This is a genomic window from Caulobacter sp. DWR2-3-1b2 (assembly GCF_049896345.1).
Lineage (GTDB): Bacteria > Pseudomonadota > Alphaproteobacteria > Caulobacterales > Caulobacteraceae > Caulobacter.
The window spans coordinates 125,215-142,311 of record NZ_JAFCUC010000006.1 but is presented as its reverse complement, the minus strand read 5'-3'; the positions used below and the strand labels follow the sequence as shown (position 1 = coordinate 142,311).

The 17,097-nt window shown below is 67.4% G+C and carries 17 protein-coding genes; 11 read left to right on the top strand and 6 right to left on the bottom strand.

The window, feature by feature from the left end:
• The first annotated feature begins 123 nt into the window (after positions 1-123).
• From ACP694_RS16235 to ACP694_RS16220, 4 genes are all read left to right on the top strand, one after another.
• The gene (locus ACP694_RS16235; protein ID WP_426014055.1) at positions 124-1,020 is read left to right on the top strand and encodes an alpha/beta hydrolase; all 897 of its coding nucleotides are present in this window, start codon (positions 124-126) and stop codon (positions 1,018-1,020) included.
• A 126-nt stretch (positions 1,021-1,146) separates the two neighbouring features.
• Positions 1,147-2,529 carry an ethanolamine ammonia-lyase subunit EutB gene (locus ACP694_RS16230; protein ID WP_426014053.1) on the top strand — a complete coding sequence of 461 codons (1,383 nt, stop codon included), beginning with the start codon at positions 1,147-1,149 and terminating at the stop codon, positions 2,527-2,529.
• Positions 2,526-3,317, top strand: a complete 792-nt coding sequence (gene eutC, locus ACP694_RS16225; RefSeq protein WP_426014052.1) for an ethanolamine ammonia-lyase subunit EutC — start codon at positions 2,526-2,528, stop codon at positions 3,315-3,317. The genes ACP694_RS16230 and eutC overlap by 4 nt, the downstream gene beginning before the upstream one ends.
• Before the next feature lie 255 nt (positions 3,318-3,572).
• Entirely contained in the window at positions 3,573-5,066 is a 1,494-nt protein-coding gene (locus ACP694_RS16220; RefSeq protein ID WP_426014051.1) for an amino acid permease, read from the top strand.
• Positions 5,067-5,116: 50 nt separating this feature from the next.
• On the opposite strand, the gene ACP694_RS16215 is transcribed toward ACP694_RS16220, so the two are convergent.
• From ACP694_RS16215 to ACP694_RS16205, 3 genes are read right to left on the bottom strand one after another with little or no spacing between them, the layout of a single operon-like run.
• The gene (locus ACP694_RS16215) at positions 5,117-5,743 is read right to left on the bottom strand and encodes a DUF1190 domain-containing protein (RefSeq protein WP_426014050.1); all 627 of its coding nucleotides are present in this window, start codon (positions 5,741-5,743) and stop codon (positions 5,117-5,119) included.
• A gap of 8 nt (positions 5,744-5,751) precedes the next feature.
• Positions 5,752-6,165, bottom strand: a complete 414-nt coding sequence (locus tag ACP694_RS16210) for a DUF350 domain-containing protein (RefSeq protein WP_426014048.1) — start codon at positions 6,163-6,165, stop codon at positions 5,752-5,754.
• Between the two features lie 29 nt (positions 6,166-6,194).
• Positions 6,195-6,848: a DUF2491 family protein gene (locus ACP694_RS16205; protein WP_426014046.1), complete on the bottom strand. Its 654-nt coding sequence runs from the start codon at positions 6,846-6,848 to the stop codon at positions 6,195-6,197.
• A gap of 206 nt (positions 6,849-7,054) precedes the next feature.
• On the opposite strand from ACP694_RS16205, the gene ACP694_RS16200 reads away from it, so the two are divergent.
• The 7 genes from ACP694_RS16200 (at position 7,055) to ACP694_RS16170 (ending at position 14,870) form a co-directional block, all read left to right on the top strand.
• Positions 7,055-7,495, top strand: a complete 441-nt coding sequence (locus ACP694_RS16200; protein ID WP_426014044.1) for a YjfI family protein — start codon at positions 7,055-7,057, stop codon at positions 7,493-7,495.
• Positions 7,496-7,518: 23 nt separating this feature from the next.
• Positions 7,519-8,244: a PspA/IM30 family protein gene (locus ACP694_RS16195; protein ID WP_426014042.1), complete on the top strand. Its 726-nt coding sequence runs from the start codon at positions 7,519-7,521 to the stop codon at positions 8,242-8,244.
• A 9-nt stretch (positions 8,245-8,253) separates the two neighbouring features.
• The gene (locus ACP694_RS16190; RefSeq protein ID WP_426014041.1) at positions 8,254-9,414 is read left to right on the top strand and encodes a glutathionylspermidine synthase family protein; all 1,161 of its coding nucleotides are present in this window, start codon (positions 8,254-8,256) and stop codon (positions 9,412-9,414) included.
• A 1,080-nt stretch (positions 9,415-10,494) separates the two neighbouring features.
• A complete protein-coding gene (locus ACP694_RS16185) occupies positions 10,495-11,988 on the top strand; it encodes a methyl-accepting chemotaxis protein (RefSeq protein WP_426014039.1) in 1,494 nt (497 codons plus the stop codon).
• Between the two features lie 183 nt (positions 11,989-12,171).
• Positions 12,172-13,392, top strand: coding sequence for a DUF2336 domain-containing protein (locus tag ACP694_RS16180; RefSeq protein WP_426014037.1), 1,221 nt, complete (start codon positions 12,172-12,174; stop codon positions 13,390-13,392).
• Positions 13,393-13,718: 326 nt separating this feature from the next.
• Entirely contained in the window at positions 13,719-14,138 is a 420-nt protein-coding gene (locus ACP694_RS16175) for a MucR family transcriptional regulator (protein WP_426014035.1), read from the top strand.
• A gap of 225 nt (positions 14,139-14,363) precedes the next feature.
• Positions 14,364-14,870, top strand: coding sequence for a PAS domain-containing protein (locus ACP694_RS16170; RefSeq protein WP_426014236.1), 507 nt, complete (start codon positions 14,364-14,366; stop codon positions 14,868-14,870).
• A gap of 50 nt (positions 14,871-14,920) precedes the next feature.
• Here the strand turns inward: ACP694_RS16170 and ACP694_RS16165 are convergent, their stop codons facing one another.
• From ACP694_RS16165 to ACP694_RS16155, 3 genes are read right to left on the bottom strand one after another with little or no spacing between them, the layout of a single operon-like run.
• On the bottom strand, positions 14,921-15,832 hold the full coding sequence (locus tag ACP694_RS16165) for a ribokinase (protein ID WP_426014034.1): 912 nt from the start codon (positions 15,830-15,832) through the stop codon (positions 14,921-14,923).
• A gap of 24 nt (positions 15,833-15,856) precedes the next feature.
• Positions 15,857-16,660, bottom strand: coding sequence for a flagellar type III secretion system pore protein FliP (gene fliP, locus ACP694_RS16160; RefSeq protein ID WP_426014233.1), 804 nt, complete (start codon positions 16,658-16,660; stop codon positions 15,857-15,859).
• The gene (locus ACP694_RS16155) at positions 16,657-16,977 is read right to left on the bottom strand and encodes a hypothetical protein (RefSeq protein WP_426014231.1); all 321 of its coding nucleotides are present in this window, start codon (positions 16,975-16,977) and stop codon (positions 16,657-16,659) included. Before ACP694_RS16155 ends, fliP begins: the two co-directional genes overlap by 4 nt.
• Positions 16,978-17,097 lie beyond the last annotated feature (120 nt).

Sequence of the window (17,097 nt, the reverse complement as noted above, 5' to 3'; positions counted from 1 at the left end):
CGCGGCCCTTTTCCGGGTCACACGCACCCTAACTGACAGCGTTGTCGGTTCAAGCCTTTCGACGGGGCTTGGCGGAACTCAAACAAGCGTTAGAATTCTTCGAAACCACAAAGAGGAAGCCCCATGCCCAAGGTCCGCGCGAACGGCATCGAGATCGAATACGAGGTTTTCGGACCCGAAGGCGGAGCTGCGCTGCTGTTGATCATGGGCCTGGGCCAGCAACTGACCCGCTGGTCGATGTCGCTGGTCGATCAGCTGGTGGCCGAGGGCTACCGCGTCATTCGCTACGACAATCGCGACATCGGCCTGTCGAGCGGGTTCGACCACGCCCCGACGCCCGACCTGCCGGCGGTGTTCGCCGCCCTGATGCAGGGCCAGGATCCTGGCGCGCCCTATCTCCTGAGCGACATGGCCGACGACGCGGCCGGCCTGCTCGACGCCCTGGGCGTCGCCCGCGCCCACGTGGCCGGCGTGTCGATGGGCGGGATGATCGGTCAGATGCTGGCGGCGCGGCATCCGTCCAAGGTGCTGTCGCTGGTCTCGGTGATGTCGACCACCGGCAATCCGGCCGTGCCGCCCGCCACGCCTGAGGCGCAGGCGGCGCTGTTCGCCCGCCCGACAGCGACCGATCTGGACAGCCTGACCGAACATGCGCTGAAGGCCCAGATCGCTATCCAGAGCCCGGCCTGGCCGGTCGATCCGGAGACCGAGCGACCCCTGCTGCGAGCCGCCATACAGCGCGCCAACCACCCGGCCGGGGTTCTGCGTCAGATGATCGCCGTCATCGCCTCGGGCGACCGCCGCGAAGCCCTGAAGACCATCACCGCCCCGACCGTGGTGCTGCACGGCGCCGCCGACCCGTTGGTGAATGTGGAAGGCGGCAGAGACACCGCGGCCACGATCCCCGGCGCAGAGCTGCGGATCATTGAGGGCATGGGTCATGACCTGCCGACCGCGGTGCATGACGCCTTCGTCGACGCGGTGAAGGCGGCCACGGCGCGGGCGAAGGCGCTGGCTTGATGCGATTGGGGACAGGCCCATGGGCCTGTCCCCTACGGTGCACACCGAAGGGGCAAGCTTGTCCTGAAAGCGCGACCGCGCCGCGCGCCGCTTCCCAGCCGGCCCCATCTGCGCCACCCTCGCACCATGGCCTACCGCGCGACGCTCGGATCGACGACCTGGACCTTCGACAACCTGGCCGACCTGCTGGCCAAGGCCTCGCCGCCGCGTTCGGGCGACGCCTTGGCCGGGATCGCCGCCACCAGCGCCCAGCACACGGTCGCCGCCAAGATGGCCCTGGCCGACGTGTCGCTGAAGACCTTACTGAACGAGGCGGTGGTTCCCTATGAAACCGACGAGGTCACCCGGCTAATCCTCGACACTCACGACGTGGCGGCCTTCGCGCCCGTGGCGTCTCTGACGGTGGGCGAATTTCGCGACTGGCTACTGTCGGAGATCGCCACCCCCGCCGCCCTGACCAGACTGGCGCCCGGCCTGACGCCGGAGATGGTGGCGGCGGTGTCCAAGCTGATGCGCAACCAGGACCTGATCCTGGCCGCCTCCAAGTGCCGCGTGACCACCAGGTTCCGCAACACCATCGGCTTGCCCGGGACCATGGCCGTGCGCCTGCAGCCCAACCACCCGACCGACGACCCGGCCGGGATCACCGCCTCGATCCTGGATGGATTGTTGTACGGCTGCGGCGACGCGGTGATCGGCGTCAATCCGGCCAGCGACAGCCTCAATGTGCTGGGCGACCTGACCCGGCTGATGGACGACCTGATCCAGCGGTTCGAGATCCCCACCCAGTCCTGCGTGCTGACCCACGTGACCACGGCGCTCCAACTGATCGAGCGCGGCGCGCCGGTCGACCTTGTGTTCCAATCCATCGCGGGCACCCAAGCCGCCAACGCCAGTTTCGGGGTGACGCTGGCCTTGCTGCAGGAGGGGCTGGACGCCGGCCGGTCGCTGAACCGGGGGACGGTGGGCGACAATGTCATGTATTTCGAGACCGGCCAGGGCTCGGCCCTGTCGGCCGGCGCGCATCACGGGGTGGACCAGCAGACCTTGGAGGCCCGCGCCTATGGCGTGGCCCGGGCGTTCGAGCCACTGCTGGTCAATAGCGTGGTCGGCTTCATCGGCCCCGAATATCTCTATGACGGCAAGCAGATCATCCGGGCCGGGCTGGAAGACCATTTCTGCGGCAAGCTGCTGGGCGCGCCGCTCGGGGTGGACGTCTGCTACACCAACCATGCCGAGGCCGACCAGGACGACATGGACAGCCTGCTGACCCTGCTGGCCACGGCGGGCGTCACCTTCGTGATGGGGGTGCCCGGCGCCGACGACGTGATGTTGAACTATCAGTCCACCTCCTTCCACGACGCGCTCTATGTCCGCGAGCTGTTGGGCAAGACCCGCGCGCCGGAGTTCGAGGCCTGGCTACAGCGGTCGCGGATCGTCGGGAGCGATGGCCGCCTGGCGCCGCGTGCGGCGGGCCATCCTCTGCTGACGGCGGGGGCGGGGACTTGAGCACGCCGGTCACTCCCGATCCCTGGACGGCCCTGCGTCGTCACACCCCGGCGCGGATCGCCCTGGGCCGCTCAGGCTCCAGCCTGCCGACCTCCGAGGTGCTGGCCTTCGCCCTGGCCCACGCCCAGGCTCGCGACGCGGTGCACGCGGCGTTCGACGCCGAGGGCGTGGCGGCGGCCATCGAGGCGCTGGGCATGCCCGCGACGATCGTCGATAGCGCCGCGCCGGACCGCGCCACCTATCTGCGCCGCCCGGACCTGGGGCGGGCCCTGTCGGACGCCGGCCGGGCGGCCCTGGTCGCCTCTGCGCGCGGCGCCTGCGACCTGGCCATCGTCGTCGCCGACGGCCTGTCCTGCGCCGCCGTCCACGCCCATGCCGCGCCGCTGGTCGAGACCCTACTGCCCGCCGTACGCGCGGCCGGTTGGCGGCTCGGACCCGTGGTGATTGCGCGCCAGGCCCGCGTGGCGCTCGGCGACGAGGTCGGGGCGCTACTGGGCGCGCGGTTGGTGATCCTGCTGGTCGGCGAGCGGCCCGGCCTGTCGTCGCCCGACAGCCTGGGGGCCTATATCACCTTCGAACCCCGCGTTGGCCGCACCGACGCCGAGCGCAACTGCGTCTCCAACATCCGGGGCGAGGGGCTGAGCTACGAGGCGGCGGCGTTCAAGCTGGCCTGGCACGCCCGTGAGGCGCTGCGCCTGGGCCTCACGGGCGTGGCGCTGAAGGACGAGAGCGACACGGCGCTGCTGGGGGTTTCAAGTCCTCCCCCTGTGGGGGAGGCGATGGCGTAGCGATCGGTGGGGGGAGTTTTAGGATCGCGGATTGGGCGCGGGCGATGGTGTGTCACTCCCCCCTCCGTCGGCTTCGCCGACACCTCCCCCACAGGGGGAGGAACGGTCCGCCGCCCGCCTTTTACGCCACAAGGCCGCGTGGCGCCGAAATAGTGAACGCGGGTCGCCCAAAGTGCGGATTGTGATCACGATGAATCGCCGTCGCCCTCATCGACGCGCAACCTCCACTGGGAAACAAAAGCAGGGGGACGGATCATGAGCGAGGAAATCGCGGGCGGCGGCGTCAGCTACGAGAAGGTCGATGCGGCCTATTTCGACAAGCGCGGACTGAAGCGCTACGCGGGGGTGTTCTCGCTGTGGGCCCTGGGGGTCGGGGCGGTGATCTCCGGCCAGTTCTCGGGCTGGAACCTGGGCATGGGGGTCGGCGGCTGGGGCGGCATGCTGGTGGCCACCCTGATCATCATCGTGATGTATCTGGGCCTGACGTTCTCGATCGCCGAGATGGCCGCCGCTCAGCCGCATACCGGCGGGGCCTACAGCTTCGCCCGCGCCGCCATGGGACCCTGGGGCGGCTTCATCACCGGGCTGTGCGAGAACGTCGAATATGTGCTGACCGCTGCGGTGGTGTGTTTCTTCATCGGCTCGTACCTGGGCGGCATCTTCGAGACGCCGGCCTGGGTGCAGCCGCTCTACTGGATCGGGGCCTATGTCATCTTCGTCGGGCTGAACGCTGGCGGGGTGGCGATGTCGTTCAAGTTCACGGTGTTCATCACCCTGCTGGCCCTGGGCTGCCTGGCGGTGTTCTGGGTCAGCGCCCTGCCGCACGCCGACTTTTTCAAATACGCCATGAACGTGGGGCCCGGCGGGACCGAGCTGAAGGACGGCCACGGACCGTTCCTGCCGGCCGGGGTCGGCGGGGCCCTGGCCCAACTGCCCTTCGCGGTCTGGCTGTTCCTGGCCATCGAGCAACTGCCCCTGGCGGCCGAGGAGAGCCACACCCCGGCCCGCGACCTGCCCAAGGGCATCATCCTGGGCATGCTGACCCTGATCGTCTCGGCCCTGCTGGTGCTGTGGCTCAACAGCGCCATCTCGCCCGGCGCCTTCGCCCTGTCGAAGTCGGGCGAGCCGATCCTGGAAGGTTTCCGCACGATCTATGGCGGAGGCTTGGCCAAGGTCCTGGCGGCCGTGGCGGTGGCGGGGCTGATCGCCAGCTTCCACGCCATCATCTTCGCCTATGGCCGGCAGATCTATTCGCTGTCGCGCGCCGGCTACTTCCCGCGCGGCCTGTCGGTGACCAGCGGCACGCGCAAGACGCCCGACGTCGCCTTGCTGACCGGCTCGGCGGCCGGCCTGCTGGTGATGCTGGCGGTGTGGTTCATGCTGGGGGCCGAGAAGGGCGCGGCGGTGATCGGCGGCACGCTGCTGAACATGGCGGTGTTTGGGGCCATGCTGTCCTACGTGGCGCAGGGCGTGTCGTTCATCCTGCTGCGCCGAAAATTCCCCGACATGGCGCGGCCGTACAAGAGCAAGTTCGGCGTGCTCGGCGCGGGCCTGACGGTGGTGATCTCGCTGGTGACGATCTTCTATCAGTTGAAGGACCCGATCTATCGGGCCGGCATGCTGGGCGTGGCGATCTGGTTTGCGGTCGGCATCGTCTATTTTGCCTTGGTCGGCCGCAAGAAGCTGGTGCTGTCGCCCGAGGAAGCCTTCGCGATCAGCGGTGGCAAGACGGCTTACGAGACGCATTGAGCGGGCGTTTAAATCCGCTCATCCCGGCAGTCGCCGGGATGAGCGGTGTATTACCCCCCGTACGAGCGCCCGCCGCCGCCGAAGCCCCCGCGGGAGATCACCGAGCTGCGGCTCTGGACGCGGGTCGGGGCCTTCATGGCGGGAGCGTCGAAGCTGTCGGCGCGGACGCGGGTGCGGCCGGTGACATAGTCGCGCGACAGCGGGGCGCCCGAGCCGCCGTAATAGGTGCCGCCCCGGTCGCGATACATCGGCGCGCCGTAAAACCCGCCGCCCATGTTGCTGAGCGCCTGGCCGACGATGAAACCGGTCAGCAGCGGGGTGAAGAAGCTGCCGCCGCCGTTGTTGTCACTGCGTGGCACGCACTGGGACACGCCGTAGCGCTCTTCGCAGCTCTGCTGGTCGCCAAACTTGGGGGCGTTGGTGGCGCTGTCCTTCTGGGCCTGGGCATAGGCGGTGTCGCACTGCTGGGCGGTCATGGCGCCGTCGGCCTTGCAGTCGGCGAGCGAGGCGAAGGTCTTGGCGTCGACCTCTTGCGTCGCGGCCGGTGGGTCGCCCCACTGGGTTGCGGCGGGCGAGCCGTCGCAGGCGCTGATCGACATCGCCGTGCCGGCCATCAGGCCGGTCAGGGCCAGGCTGCCCGAGCGGAGGCGGCGGCGGGGTTGCGGGTGATCGGTCATGGAAAGCCTCAGGCCGTCATGCAGGCGGCGTTGAGCAGGCCAACCGCCAGGGAGATGCTCATCAGATAGACGCCGGCGGCGATCTCGCCCCGTTCGATGCGGGCGGCGACGTCCTTCATCGCCACGACGCGCACCAGGCTGAAGGCGGCGACCTGGATCACGCCGGCCAGGGCCGCCCAGGCGCAGAACTCGACCAGCGACACGGTGTTGCTGAGCGCCGAGGCCAGGGGCAGCACATAGCCGACCAGGGCGCCGCCCAGGGCCAGGGCCGCAGCGACATTACCCTCGCGGATCAGCTTGGCCTCGTCATAGGGCGTAACCCACTGGTAGATCAGCTTGAAGGCCAAGGTGAACAGGCCGGCGACCACGAAGGCCAGTAGGAACGCCAGGGCGTTGCCGCCAAATCCGTGCAGGTCGCTCATGTTCATTCCCCTCGAAACTCGTTTGCCGCCTAGGCCCGGAACTCGCCGACGCCCAGGGCCACACCGATCATGATCTCGAACGAGACCTCGCGCTGGCGCGTGTCTTCGTTCTCGTTCTCCTGCTGGATGGCTAGCAGAAGCTCGCGGCCGTCGCCCGGCAAATCGCGGGAGAACAGCATGCTGGTCTGGAAGATCCGCCGGTCGGGGATCCCGTCTCGGTCGTCATGGACGTCTTCCCAGAAGGCCACCGGCTCCTGGCTCTCGGCCTCGTCGCCGAACCAGTCGCGGCGGTATTCCGGCAGGCCGGGACCCGTGAAGGTGCGGGCCCGCAGCCGCTTGGCCCAGGCCTCCTCGTCGGCCTTGCCGCCCGGATAGGCGCTGTCCCACGGAATGAACACGGTGATGTCGGTGACCCGCTGGCCCTCGCGGTCGTCGGTGACAGCCTGGAACATCACGTTGTCGTCCGTATAGAACCGGTGGACAAAGCCGCCCTCGCGCAGCTCGATCAGGCCCTGGGCGGTGATTTCCAGGGTGTCGGTGTCGAGGGTGAACTTCAAATCATCGCCCAGCCGGCGCCAGGCCAGGGTATCGAGCCAGACGGTCCGCCCCAGCGTGACGTTGCGGATCGCCGGCAGGGCCGAGACGGGGGCGGTGTCCTTGCGGCCGAAGAGCTTACCGAACATGAAGGCGACCCGATGCGAAACTCCGTCCACATGTACGGCGCCTGCCCCGGTCAAAAAAGAGGGGAGCGCAAAAGGGGCCGCGCCATTACCAACTTGTCATCCAAGACCGTAAGATCGCGCTCTCGACGACTGGCGTTCGCTCGCCCATCTAGTATGAAGCCGCCTAAGCAGGCCCCAGACCGAACGAAGACGAGGACCACGCCCCCATGAGCCAGACCGCCTGGACTGTCCGCACCCTGAAGGCCGCGCTCGATGACGCGCCCGGTCGCGGCGCCGACGAGTTGACCGTACGGGTGCTGGAAGGCGCCGAACCGATCCTGCTGGCCACCATGCACTGGCAGGGCGACCTGGAAATCTTCATCAGCGTCAGCGACCAGCAGATCGCCGCCTCCACCCTGCTGTGGCCGGTCGACGAGCAAGCCGACCGCCACGCCTTCAACGAATTCCTGCTCAAGGCCCAGAAGTTGGTGCCGCTGTCGAACTTCGGCATCAGCACGGTCGGCGAGCGCGATTTCTACGAACTGTTCGGCGAAATCTCGACCACCTCGCCGGTCGAGGAAATCCTGATCGAGCTGCGGACCCTGGCCGAGAACGCCATCGACGCCGCGTCCGACCTGCGCAACTCCTTCACTCCCGTCGCCGCTTAATTCACGACCCTACGGAGACTCCCATGTCCATCTGGAACAAACTGTTCACCCTGGGTCGGGCCGGCGCGCACGAAGCCACCTCGGCCGTCGTCGACGCCAACGCCCTGCGCATTCTCGACCAGGAAATCCGCGACGCCGACACCGCCCAGGGCAAGGCCCGCGACGACATGGCCAGCCTGGTGGCCCGTCGCCGCATCCTGGAAAAGGAAGTCGCCGGCTTCAGCGACCAGGTCACCAAATACGAGGGCTCGGCCCGCGCCGCCGTCACCAAGGGCGACATGGACCTGGCTCGTCAGGTGGCCCAGCGCATCGCCGATCTGGAGTCGGACATCGCCCTTAAGACGCCGCAGATTGGCGAGATGCGAGCGGCCGAAGATCAGCTGCATACCGCCATCAGCGCCACCGACCGCCGCATCGAGACCCTGCGTCGCGAGGTCGAGGTCGTGAAGGTCAATGAAAGCGTCCAGAAGGCCCAGGCCTCGGTCGCCGCGCGCGGCGCGGGCGCCGGCTCGTCGCTGGGCTCGGCCGCCGACAGCCTGGCGCGCATCAAGGAACGCCAGATGGTCCGCGGCGAGCGCATCAAGGCGGCCGGCGAACTGGAAGACCGCCGCACCGGCGCCGATCTGGACGAAAAGCTGCGCCTGGCCGGCATCATGCCCGGCCAGTCCTCGGCCGACGACGTGCTGGCCCGCCTGGCCCCGGCCAAGCCGACCCTGCAGATCGAGCAGAAGCCGGACGGCGAGGCCTAGGCGTAGCCGGTGCGCCGCCTCAAGCTGACGCCCCGTCCCGACTGGCAGGCCAAGGCCGACGCCGTGGGCTTCGTCTATCACCACACCGATGGCCAGGCCTATTGGGACGAGAGCGTGGCCTACGCCTTCACCCTGAAGCAGGTGGAAGACGACCTGGAGCCGGCCGCCGCCGAGCTCCACGACCTGTGCCTGGACCTGGTCGACGAGGTGGTCGGCAGCCAGGAGCTGATGGAGAAGCTGGCCATCCCAGCCGAGCATCGCGACTTCGTGGCCGGCGCCTGGCGCGCCAAGCAGCCGTCGCTCTATGGCCGGTTCGACTTCGGCTATGACGGGCTCAGCAAACCCAAGCTCTACGAATACAACGCCGACACGCCGACCAGCGTCTTCGAAGCCGCCACCTTCCAGTGGCTGTGGCTGGAGGAGCTGATCGCAAATGGGACGCTCCCCGCCAACGCCGACCAGTTCAACAGCCTGTTCGAGGCCCTGCGCGACCGGTTCAAGACCCTGTTCCCGACCGGCGGCTTCGTCCACTTCGCCAGCGACGCCGAGGCCGTCGAGGATCGCCAGACCGTGCGGTTCCTGGAGGACCTGGCCATCCAGGCGGGTCTCGACCCCAAGTTCGTGGCCATGAACGCCATCGGCCTCAACGAAGAGGGCCAGTTCGTCGATCGCGAGGGCTTCGTGCTGCAGGCGGCGTTCAAGCTGTATCCGTGGGAGCACATGCTGCGCGAGCCCTATGCCGTCCACCTGGTCAGCGCCGACGTGCGCTGGCTGGAGCCGCCATGGAAGGCCATCCTGTCCAACAAGGGCATACTGCCGCTGCTATGGGAGCGCCATCAGGGCCACCCGAACCTGCTGGAGGCCTATTTCGAGGGCGACGCCGCTGCGTCGGCGCTAGGCTCGACCTTCGTGCGCAAGCCGCTGTTCTCGCGCGAGGGGGCCAATGTCGAGGTGGTCGGCGCGGGCGACGAGCCGGTGCTCGACCAGGGCTATGGCGAGGAGGGCGCGATCGTTCAGGCCTACCATCCGCCGCCGGAGTTCGACGGCAAGCGCCCGGTGGTCGGGGCGTGGATCGTAGGGGCCGAGCCGGCGGGCATCGGCATCCGCGAGGACGGCAGCGTGGTGACCAAGAACCTGGCCCGGTTCGTGCCGCATGTGATCGAGGGGTAGGGGGCGAGCGAATGGCCGCTTTCGACCCTAGGCGGACCGTCAGGAGGGTGATCCGCAACTTTTTATGAGTGGGACAAGTTCCTGCTGGTGAAGCTGCGGAGTGACAAATGTTGCCCCATCAGTACGGGACGTAATGGCTTGATCCGCGAGCTGCATCAATCGTGCGGAACTAATGGAAGTCCTCAGAACGGGAAACCGTTGATCAGCCTGAGCCGACCAGGTTATGGGCCCCTCCAAGTTGAGCGCACCCGCTTTCACGCTCATGCGCGCAGGATCCGGAGGCCCATCGTCAACGTCGCGCGCGAGCGCTCGAACCACGATCTCAAGTTCCCCACCTGAAACACAAGCTATGCGGACAAGTGGTGGCGTGAACACGTCGCCTTCGGAAAGCCAAAGGCTATCCTTCCAGACTTGCCACCCCAGTGGAGGAGCATCTTGCGCGACAGGTTTGCTGGATGCAGCGCATCCCGAGACGCAAGCGACAGCTAAACCGACGACGATGGCATTGAAGACGTTCACATAGCCCCCAGGACTGCCGCCGGCAGCTTATCAGGCAACCTTCCGCTTTCTACCCTTCTCTGACTTTTGAAATGTCTGCTTCCGGCGACTGCCCGCATCCGCCCCTGATGCGGCCACGCCTTAAAGCCTTGGTGGATCGGAGCTCTGGCGTCTGACGATGTCAAGGACCACCTCTGGCGGCCGCGTTGCGGCGGCGCGGGAGCGCCGTCCTTGACTCGGCCAGACGCCAGAGCAAGCTCGCGATCGCGGTTTTAAGGCGCGGCCTCGCCGTTGCGGGCGGATCGGGAAGGGGCAGGGCTTTCGCGCGGGATCACACACACTTGCCCCCACCTGACGGCTTCGCCGTCTGTCCGCCCCCATCGGGGGCGGAGTTTCGCGCACTCACCTGAACTCTTCCCCCTCTGGGGGAAGACGATCGCGAAGCGATCCGTAGGGGGCAAGTGGGGTGAGCCTCTGACACCTTCACCCCGCCAGAACGTCGCAGCCCGCGACATGGTTAATGGGCCATTAGGAATCAGCCGCCATTGCTTGGGGAACCCCGCGCTGGGGCGGAGATTCGGCATGAACGGGTTCAATCGGCTGTCCTTCGGATGGAAGCTGATCGTGGTGGCGGGAGTGGTCGCGGGCCTTGGCCAGATCGGCTGGTCGCTGGCGACCCGTGCGGGCCTGGTCTCTCCGTTCGCCGTGGCCGGCCTGGCGACGCTGATCGCGACGCTGGCCCTGTTGATCCTGGCCTGGAGCGCCGCCAGCGGTCGCGCCGTGGCCTCGCTGGCCCGTTCGGTCGAGGGGCTGGGGGCCGGGCGGTATGACCAAGCCATCGCCGGCGCCGACGACCGTGAAATTGGCGCGGTGGCGCGCGCCCTTGACGGCGTCCGCAACGACCTGGCCCAAGGCGAGCGCGAGCGCGCCCAGCAGGCCGCCGACCGCGCTGTCGCCGAGGCCGCGCGCCAGCACCGCGCCGATCAGGTCGAGGCCTTCGCCCGCAGCCAGGCCGCCGCCGTGGCGACCCTGGGGCAGGGGATGGGCAAGCTGGCGCAGGGCGACCTGATCTGGCGGATGCGCGAGGACGGCTTCGAGGGCGAGGCCCGCCAGGCGCCGCGCGACTTCAACGCCGCGGTCGAGACCCTGCAGCAGGCCATGACCGGCATGCTGGCCACCGCCCGGGGCATCCGCGGCGGCTGCGGCGAGATCGCGATGGCCGCCGACGATCTTTCCCAACGCACCGAACGCCAGGCCGCCGGCCTCGAACAGACCGCCGCCGCACTCGACCAGATCACCGCCACCGTCCGCCGCAGTTCCGACAATGCAGAAAAGGCCCGCGGCGTCACGCAAAGCGCCAAGTCCAACGCCGAGAAGAGCGGCCAGGTGGTGCGTGAGGCCGTCGAGGCCATGGGCGGCATCGAGAAGTCGTCGCAATCGATCAGCCAGATCATCGGCGTCATCGACGAGATCGCCTTCCAGACCAACCTGCTGGCCCTCAACGCCGGGGTCGAGGCGGCTCGGGCGGGCGACGCGGGACGCGGCTTCGCGGTGGTCGCTCAGGAAGTGCGGGCCTTGGCCCAGCGCTCGGCCGACGCGGCCAAGGAGATCAAGGGTCTGATCCGCGCCTCCAGCGAACAGGTCGGCAAGGGCGTCAAGCTGGTCGGCGAGACCGGCCAGACCCTCGACCAGATCCTGGTCCAGGTGGCGCAGATCAACGATCTGGTCGGCGACATCGCCGCCTCGTCCAAGGAGCAGGCCGTGGGTCTGCAGCAGATCAATGTCGCGGTGAACCAGATGGATCAGGCCACCCAGCAGAACGCGGCCATGGTCGAACAATCCACCGCCGCTACCCACGCCCTGGCCTCGGAGGCCGCCGAGTTGGAGCGGCTGATCGGCGGTTTCCAGGTGGGCGCCGAGATTCACGACTACAGGCCGCGCCAGGAGGCTCCGCGTCGCTCCGCGCCGGCCCCGGCGCCAGCCCGGCGCGAAGCATTCCGTGAGCGCTATGTGCAGGGCGCCAACGCCCTGAAGATCGAGCCGCGCTCGCGCCCCGGCGAGTGGCAGGAATTCTAGGCCGATGACGGGCCGCCCGGCGTCTGCCGTGCCGGAAGGTCGTCGCGGTTGCGGAGCCAAGTGGTCCGCCCCACATTCTCTAGAGGGTCGACGATCGCGCCTTCCAGAGGCCAAGCCCGCTCATCCGACGTTAAGAACGGTCTGGTCTAGGTTTGAGTACGACGGGCTTGCGTCAGGACCAGCATGAACGAACGCGCCACGCCCTTTGTCAGTCCCGAGCCCGAGCCGGTCGCGTCGCCCCGCGCGCGCGCCGCTTTGCTGAAGCGCTTGGCCGACGTCCTGTGCCTGCCCGCCAGCCGCATCAACGCCTTCGAACGCTCGGTGACCGCCGACCTGATGGTCGAGATGCTGCGCGACGCCGTCGTCGGCGAGCGCGAAAAGGTGGCCCGGCGCCTGGCCAATCTCGCCGAGATGCCCGGCGTGCTGGTTCGCCTGCTGCTGCGCGACGACCTGCAGGTGGCCCGCGCCCTGCTCGAGAATTCGCCCAATCTCAGCGACGCCGATCTGATCAACTGCCTCTACAACGCCAGCCCCGATCACCGCCGCCTGATCGCCCTGCGGCGTGGGGTCAGCGAGGTGGTGGCCGACGCCTTGGTCGACATGGACGAGACCCTTGTCACCGAGACCCTGCTGAAGAACGAGCTGGTGCGCTTCAGCCACCAGGGGCTGGAAAACATCGTCGCGGCCACTCGCGACAACCCCCAACTGATCTCGCTGCTGCTCAAGCGGCCCGAACTGCGGCCCAGCCACGCCTATGTGATGTTCTGGTGGTCCGACGCCGAGGCGCGGCGGACGATCCTGCAGCGCTTCGCCGTGTCGCGCGAAATTCTCCAGGACGCCGTCGGCGACGTCTTCCCCCTGGCCTCAGCCGAGGGCTGGCAGGACCCGTTGTCACGCAAGGCCCTGCAGTTCATCGAACGGCGTCAGCGAAATCGCGCCGCCATCGCCAAGAGCCCCTATGACAGCCTGGAGGCCGCCGTCGGCGCCGCCCAGAACGGCATGACGCGCGAGACCGCCGAGGAAATCTCCTATCTGTCCGGGCTCAAGCCCATGACCGGGGCCAAGATCTTCACCGACCGGGGCGGCGAGCCCCTGGCGATCCTGTGCAAGGCCACGGGCCTGCCGCGCGCGGCGGTGCGCGCCTTGTGGCGTGGGCTGCGTCGACCCGAGACCGACGCCACTGGCGCCCCCGACCCGGGATTGGAACGCGTGCTGGCGGCGTTCGACACCGTCGCGGTCGATCGCGCCCAGACCGTGCTGCGCTATTGGAACTGGTCTCTGTCCTCTGCCATGACGCCCGCGCTGCTCAAGGCTATTCGCGAAGGCGACGAGGCCGCCGTCGATGAATATTCGGTGCCGCAACGCGCCGCAATGCTGGCCCTCTCGCGGGATTTCGGCCGCTAGAGCATTTTTCGACCGAAGTGAATCCGGTTCGCGTGAAGAGAAATGCGTCAAAACAGAAGATTAGAGCTCACGGCCTGACGCAGTCAGGTCGGGAAATGCCCTAGTCGCCAATAGCCGGTCGAACGGATTCAACGACGAGTGTCATCAGAAACGAAGACTTTATATCAACTGAAAATTGTTTTTGCGAATAAATAGATTTATTGTCCTGTCGGTTATCAGCAAATATAACGCGCTATCTATGTTTCCCGACTGTAATTATCTGCTATCCAAGACTGAACTAGACGCGGCTGGGCTAATTCCATGCGACTCGGGGGAGCAGTACTCAAATGGACGAACCGTCCGAGCTTATCGAAATCACGGCCAGCCTCGTCGCCGCCTATGTCGGCTGCAACACCATCGCCGCAACGGATGTGCCCAACCTGATCCGCAGCGTGCATGCCGCTTTTACGGGCGTCGGCGGCGAGCCAGAGCCGATCGCGGGGCTGGCCAAGGAGCCTGCGGTGCCCGTGCGGCGTTCGATCACGCCCGATCACCTGGTCTGTCTGGAGGACGGCCGGAAGTTCAAATCGCTCAAGCGACACCTGCGCACCAAGTACGACCTCAGCCCCGAACAGTATCGGGCGCGCTGGGACCTTGCCAAGGACTATCCGATGGTGGCCCCCAACTACGCCAAGGCGCGGTCGCACCTGGCCAAGCAGATGGGCCTGGGCCAGGGCGGCCGGAAGCCGGCGCGCAAAGGTCGCTAGCCCGACCGCCTGAGTCTGAGCGTTCAGTAACTTTAATTCAAACAACCGCTTGCGCCGCCGTTTCGCGAAATCGAGCGACGCCCGGCATCCCTCGCGGAGGCCGGGCGTTTGTCTTGCGGATTGACTCCCTTCGGTAAACTTTGTTTGAGGCGCGGTTTTCGCTGGCGACGATTCGGTCCTTAAGACATAGTGAATCGTCGTGATTCCAACGGCTTGTTAAGGAATCTGAAGATGAACGCGCAGTTGAGCGCATCGGCCACGGCGGCCCGCGCTCACCAGGAGATGTTCGCCTATTGGGCGTCCCTCCGTCGGGGGGCGAGCCTCCCGTCGCGCCTCGACCTGCATCCCGCGGGCATCAAGCGCATGCTGCCCACCGTCAGCCTGATCGACGTCAAGCGCGACGCCGATGGGGCGGTGGATTACCGCCTGCGGCTGGCCGGCACCGGCCTCTATTCGGTGTATGGCCGCGAAATCACCGGCCGCACCCTGGAAGACGTCTACAACACCGCCGCCGTTGAATACTGGCGTGAACAACTGAACAAGGTCGTCAACGAACGCCGCCCGGGCGTCGGCGTCCACAGCCTGGCCTGGAAGGGCTCGCCGCACATCTCGATCCTGTGGCTGCGTCTGCCGTTGGCCACCAATGGCAAGGACGTCGACATGATCCTCGGCTACGACGCGGTCGTGGGCTCGCAAGAAGCTGGCGGCCACAGCGGGATCCGCGCGGCCTAGGCTTTAAAATCCGCTCATCCCGGCACTTGCCTGCCTGAGCGGTTTGGAAGTCACCCCGCCAGAAACGCCTCGACCTCGCGCCGGCTGGGCATCGATGGCGCCGCGCCCGATTTCTGCACCGAAAGCGCGGCCGCGGCATTGGCGTGCTCGACGGCCTCGCGCAGGTCCATGCTGGCGGCCAGACAGGCCGCGAGCGCCCCGCAGAAGCAGTCGCCGGCCCCGGTGGTGTCGATCGCCTTGACCTTGCGGCCCTCGACCAGGAATGCCTCGTCGCGGCGCACAGCGGCGACACCGGCCGAGCCGAGGGTGACGATCACGATCTGGTCCGGACGACTCATCAGCTTGCGAGCCACGCGGGAGACTTCCTCAAGCCGCGTCGGATCGTGGCCCAGCCGGGCATAGGTGGCCAGTTCGGTCTGGTTGAGAATGAGAATGTCGGTTAGCGGAAACAGCGCCGCGCCCTGGGGCAGGGCGGGGGCGGCGTTGAGGATGCGCAGGGCGCCCTTGGCCGCGCCGGCCCGGAACAGGGCCTCAATGGCGGGCGCGGGGGTCTCCAACTGGCACAGCATCACCCGCTGTCCCTCCAGGGCCGTGGCGGCGACCTGTTGCGGCGAGAGCGTGGCGTTGGCGCCGCCGGTGACGACGATCATGTTCTCGCCGCTGGACGACACCCACACATGAGCCTGGCCCGTGGGGATGCCCGGCAGTTCCATGACGTCGGAGACCTGCACGCCATAGCCGGCCAGCCTGACCTTCAGGGTGGGGCCGCTGTCTTCCTTGCCGACCGCGCCCATCAGCCGGGTCGCCGCGCCCATGCGGGCGGCGGCCACGGCCTGGTTGGCGCCCTTGCCGCCCGGGAACAGCTCCAGCGAGATGCCGGCCACCGTCTCGCCGGGTCGTGGCAGGTCGTCGACCCGCGCCACGGCGTCCAGATTGATCGACCCCAGTACGAAAACGCCCATCGTTCTTCTTCTTGCCTGTGTTCTTTAGCCGCCGCCCGAGCCGCGCTGGAAGCTCTCGACCAGGCTGCCGGCGACGAGTCGCCAGCCGTCCACTAGCACGAAGAAGATCAGCTTGAACGGAAGGCTGACGGTCGCGGGGGGCAGCATCATCATGCCCATGCTCATCAGCACGCTGGCGACCACCAGGTCGATCACCAGGAACGGGATGAACAGCAGGAAGCCGATCTCGAAGGCCCGCTTGAGCTCCGAGATCATGAAGGCAGGGGTCACCACCTTCAGCGGCGTGTCGACGGCGGTCTTGGGTTTCTCGATCTTCGACAGGCGAATGAACAGGGCAAGATCATCCTGGTCCACCTGGCGCAGCATGAACACCTTCACCGGCGCCGTGGCGGCGTCGAAGGCCTCGGGCATCTCGATCTGCTTGTCGAGCAGCGGCTTGATCCCATCGGCATAGGACTTTTCGAAGGTCGGACCCATCACGATGGCGGTCAGGAACAGGGCCAGCGAGATGATCACCGGGTTGGGCGGGCTCTGCTGCACGCCGATCGCGGTGCGCAGCAAGCCCAGCACCACCACGATCCGCACGAACGAGGTGGTCATGATGACGATCGACGGCGCCAGGCTGAGCACCGTCAGCAGGCCCACCATCTGCACCACGCGCTCGGACAGGCCAGCGCCGGTGCCGAGGTCGACATTGATGGCCGATTGGGCCATGGCGACTGCGGGGGCGATGACCGTGCTTAGGGTGACCAGCGCGGCGATGGCGGCGGCGTGGCGGAGGTCCTTGGGATCGGCGCCGGTGACGAGTTTGATCAGGCCGCGCATCAGATCACGGGCTCCGTCGGGGCGATGGTCGGCGCGATGGGCTTGGCGACGACCGTCTTGGGGCCCCAGTTGAGCAACTGGCCTTCGCCCAGCATCAGCAGGCGCTCCTCGCCGTCGAGGCTGAAGAGCACCAGGCGGCGGGCGGGGTCCAGGACCAGGGTCTCGACCACCTGCATGCGGCGGTCCTTGCGCAGGGCGGTGATGCGCGACATGGCGTCGGGGCCGAACTTGCGCAGGGCCACGCCCGCCAGTCCGACCAGCCCCAGGGTCACAGCCAGGGCGGCGACGGCGCGGATCAGTTCTACGAAGTCGAAGTTCATGACGCCTGACGGTGCAAAGGGCGCGGCGCGGAGCCGCACCCCTGGTGTGCCCCAAGGTTCTTAAGGCCGGATTAACCCTGTTTCTTCACCATGAGCGCATGGGTCCCGATGACATTCCCC

Coding starts and splice junctions, on each gene's coding strand:
- ACP694_RS16210 (WP_426014048.1), bottom strand. CDS start 6,165: ATGAGCGACCTGCACGGATTTGGCGGCAACGCCCTGGCGTTCCTACTG.
- ACP694_RS16205 (WP_426014046.1), bottom strand. CDS start 6,848: ATGTTCGGTAAGCTCTTCGGCCGCAAGGACACCGCCCCCGTCTCGGCC.
- ACP694_RS16230 (WP_426014053.1), top strand. CDS start 1,147: ATGGCCTACCGCGCGACGCTCGGATCGACGACCTGGACCTTCGACAAC.
- ACP694_RS16215 (WP_426014050.1), bottom strand. CDS start 5,743: ATGACCGATCACCCGCAACCCCGCCGCCGCCTCCGCTCGGGCAGCCTG.
- ACP694_RS16195 (WP_426014042.1), top strand. CDS start 7,519: ATGTCCATCTGGAACAAACTGTTCACCCTGGGTCGGGCCGGCGCGCAC.
- ACP694_RS16185 (WP_426014039.1), top strand. CDS start 10,495: ATGAACGGGTTCAATCGGCTGTCCTTCGGATGGAAGCTGATCGTGGTG.
- ACP694_RS16175 (WP_426014035.1), top strand. CDS start 13,719: ATGGACGAACCGTCCGAGCTTATCGAAATCACGGCCAGCCTCGTCGCC.
- ACP694_RS16155 (WP_426014231.1), bottom strand. CDS start 16,977: ATGAACTTCGACTTCGTAGAACTGATCCGCGCCGTCGCCGCCCTGGCT.
- ACP694_RS16165 (WP_426014034.1), bottom strand. CDS start 15,832: ATGGGCGTTTTCGTACTGGGGTCGATCAATCTGGACGCCGTGGCGCGG.
- ACP694_RS16180 (WP_426014037.1), top strand. CDS start 12,172: ATGAACGAACGCGCCACGCCCTTTGTCAGTCCCGAGCCCGAGCCGGTC.
- ACP694_RS16235 (WP_426014055.1), top strand. CDS start 124: ATGCCCAAGGTCCGCGCGAACGGCATCGAGATCGAATACGAGGTTTTC.
- ACP694_RS16220 (WP_426014051.1), top strand. CDS start 3,573: ATGAGCGAGGAAATCGCGGGCGGCGGCGTCAGCTACGAGAAGGTCGAT.
- ACP694_RS16200 (WP_426014044.1), top strand. CDS start 7,055: ATGAGCCAGACCGCCTGGACTGTCCGCACCCTGAAGGCCGCGCTCGAT.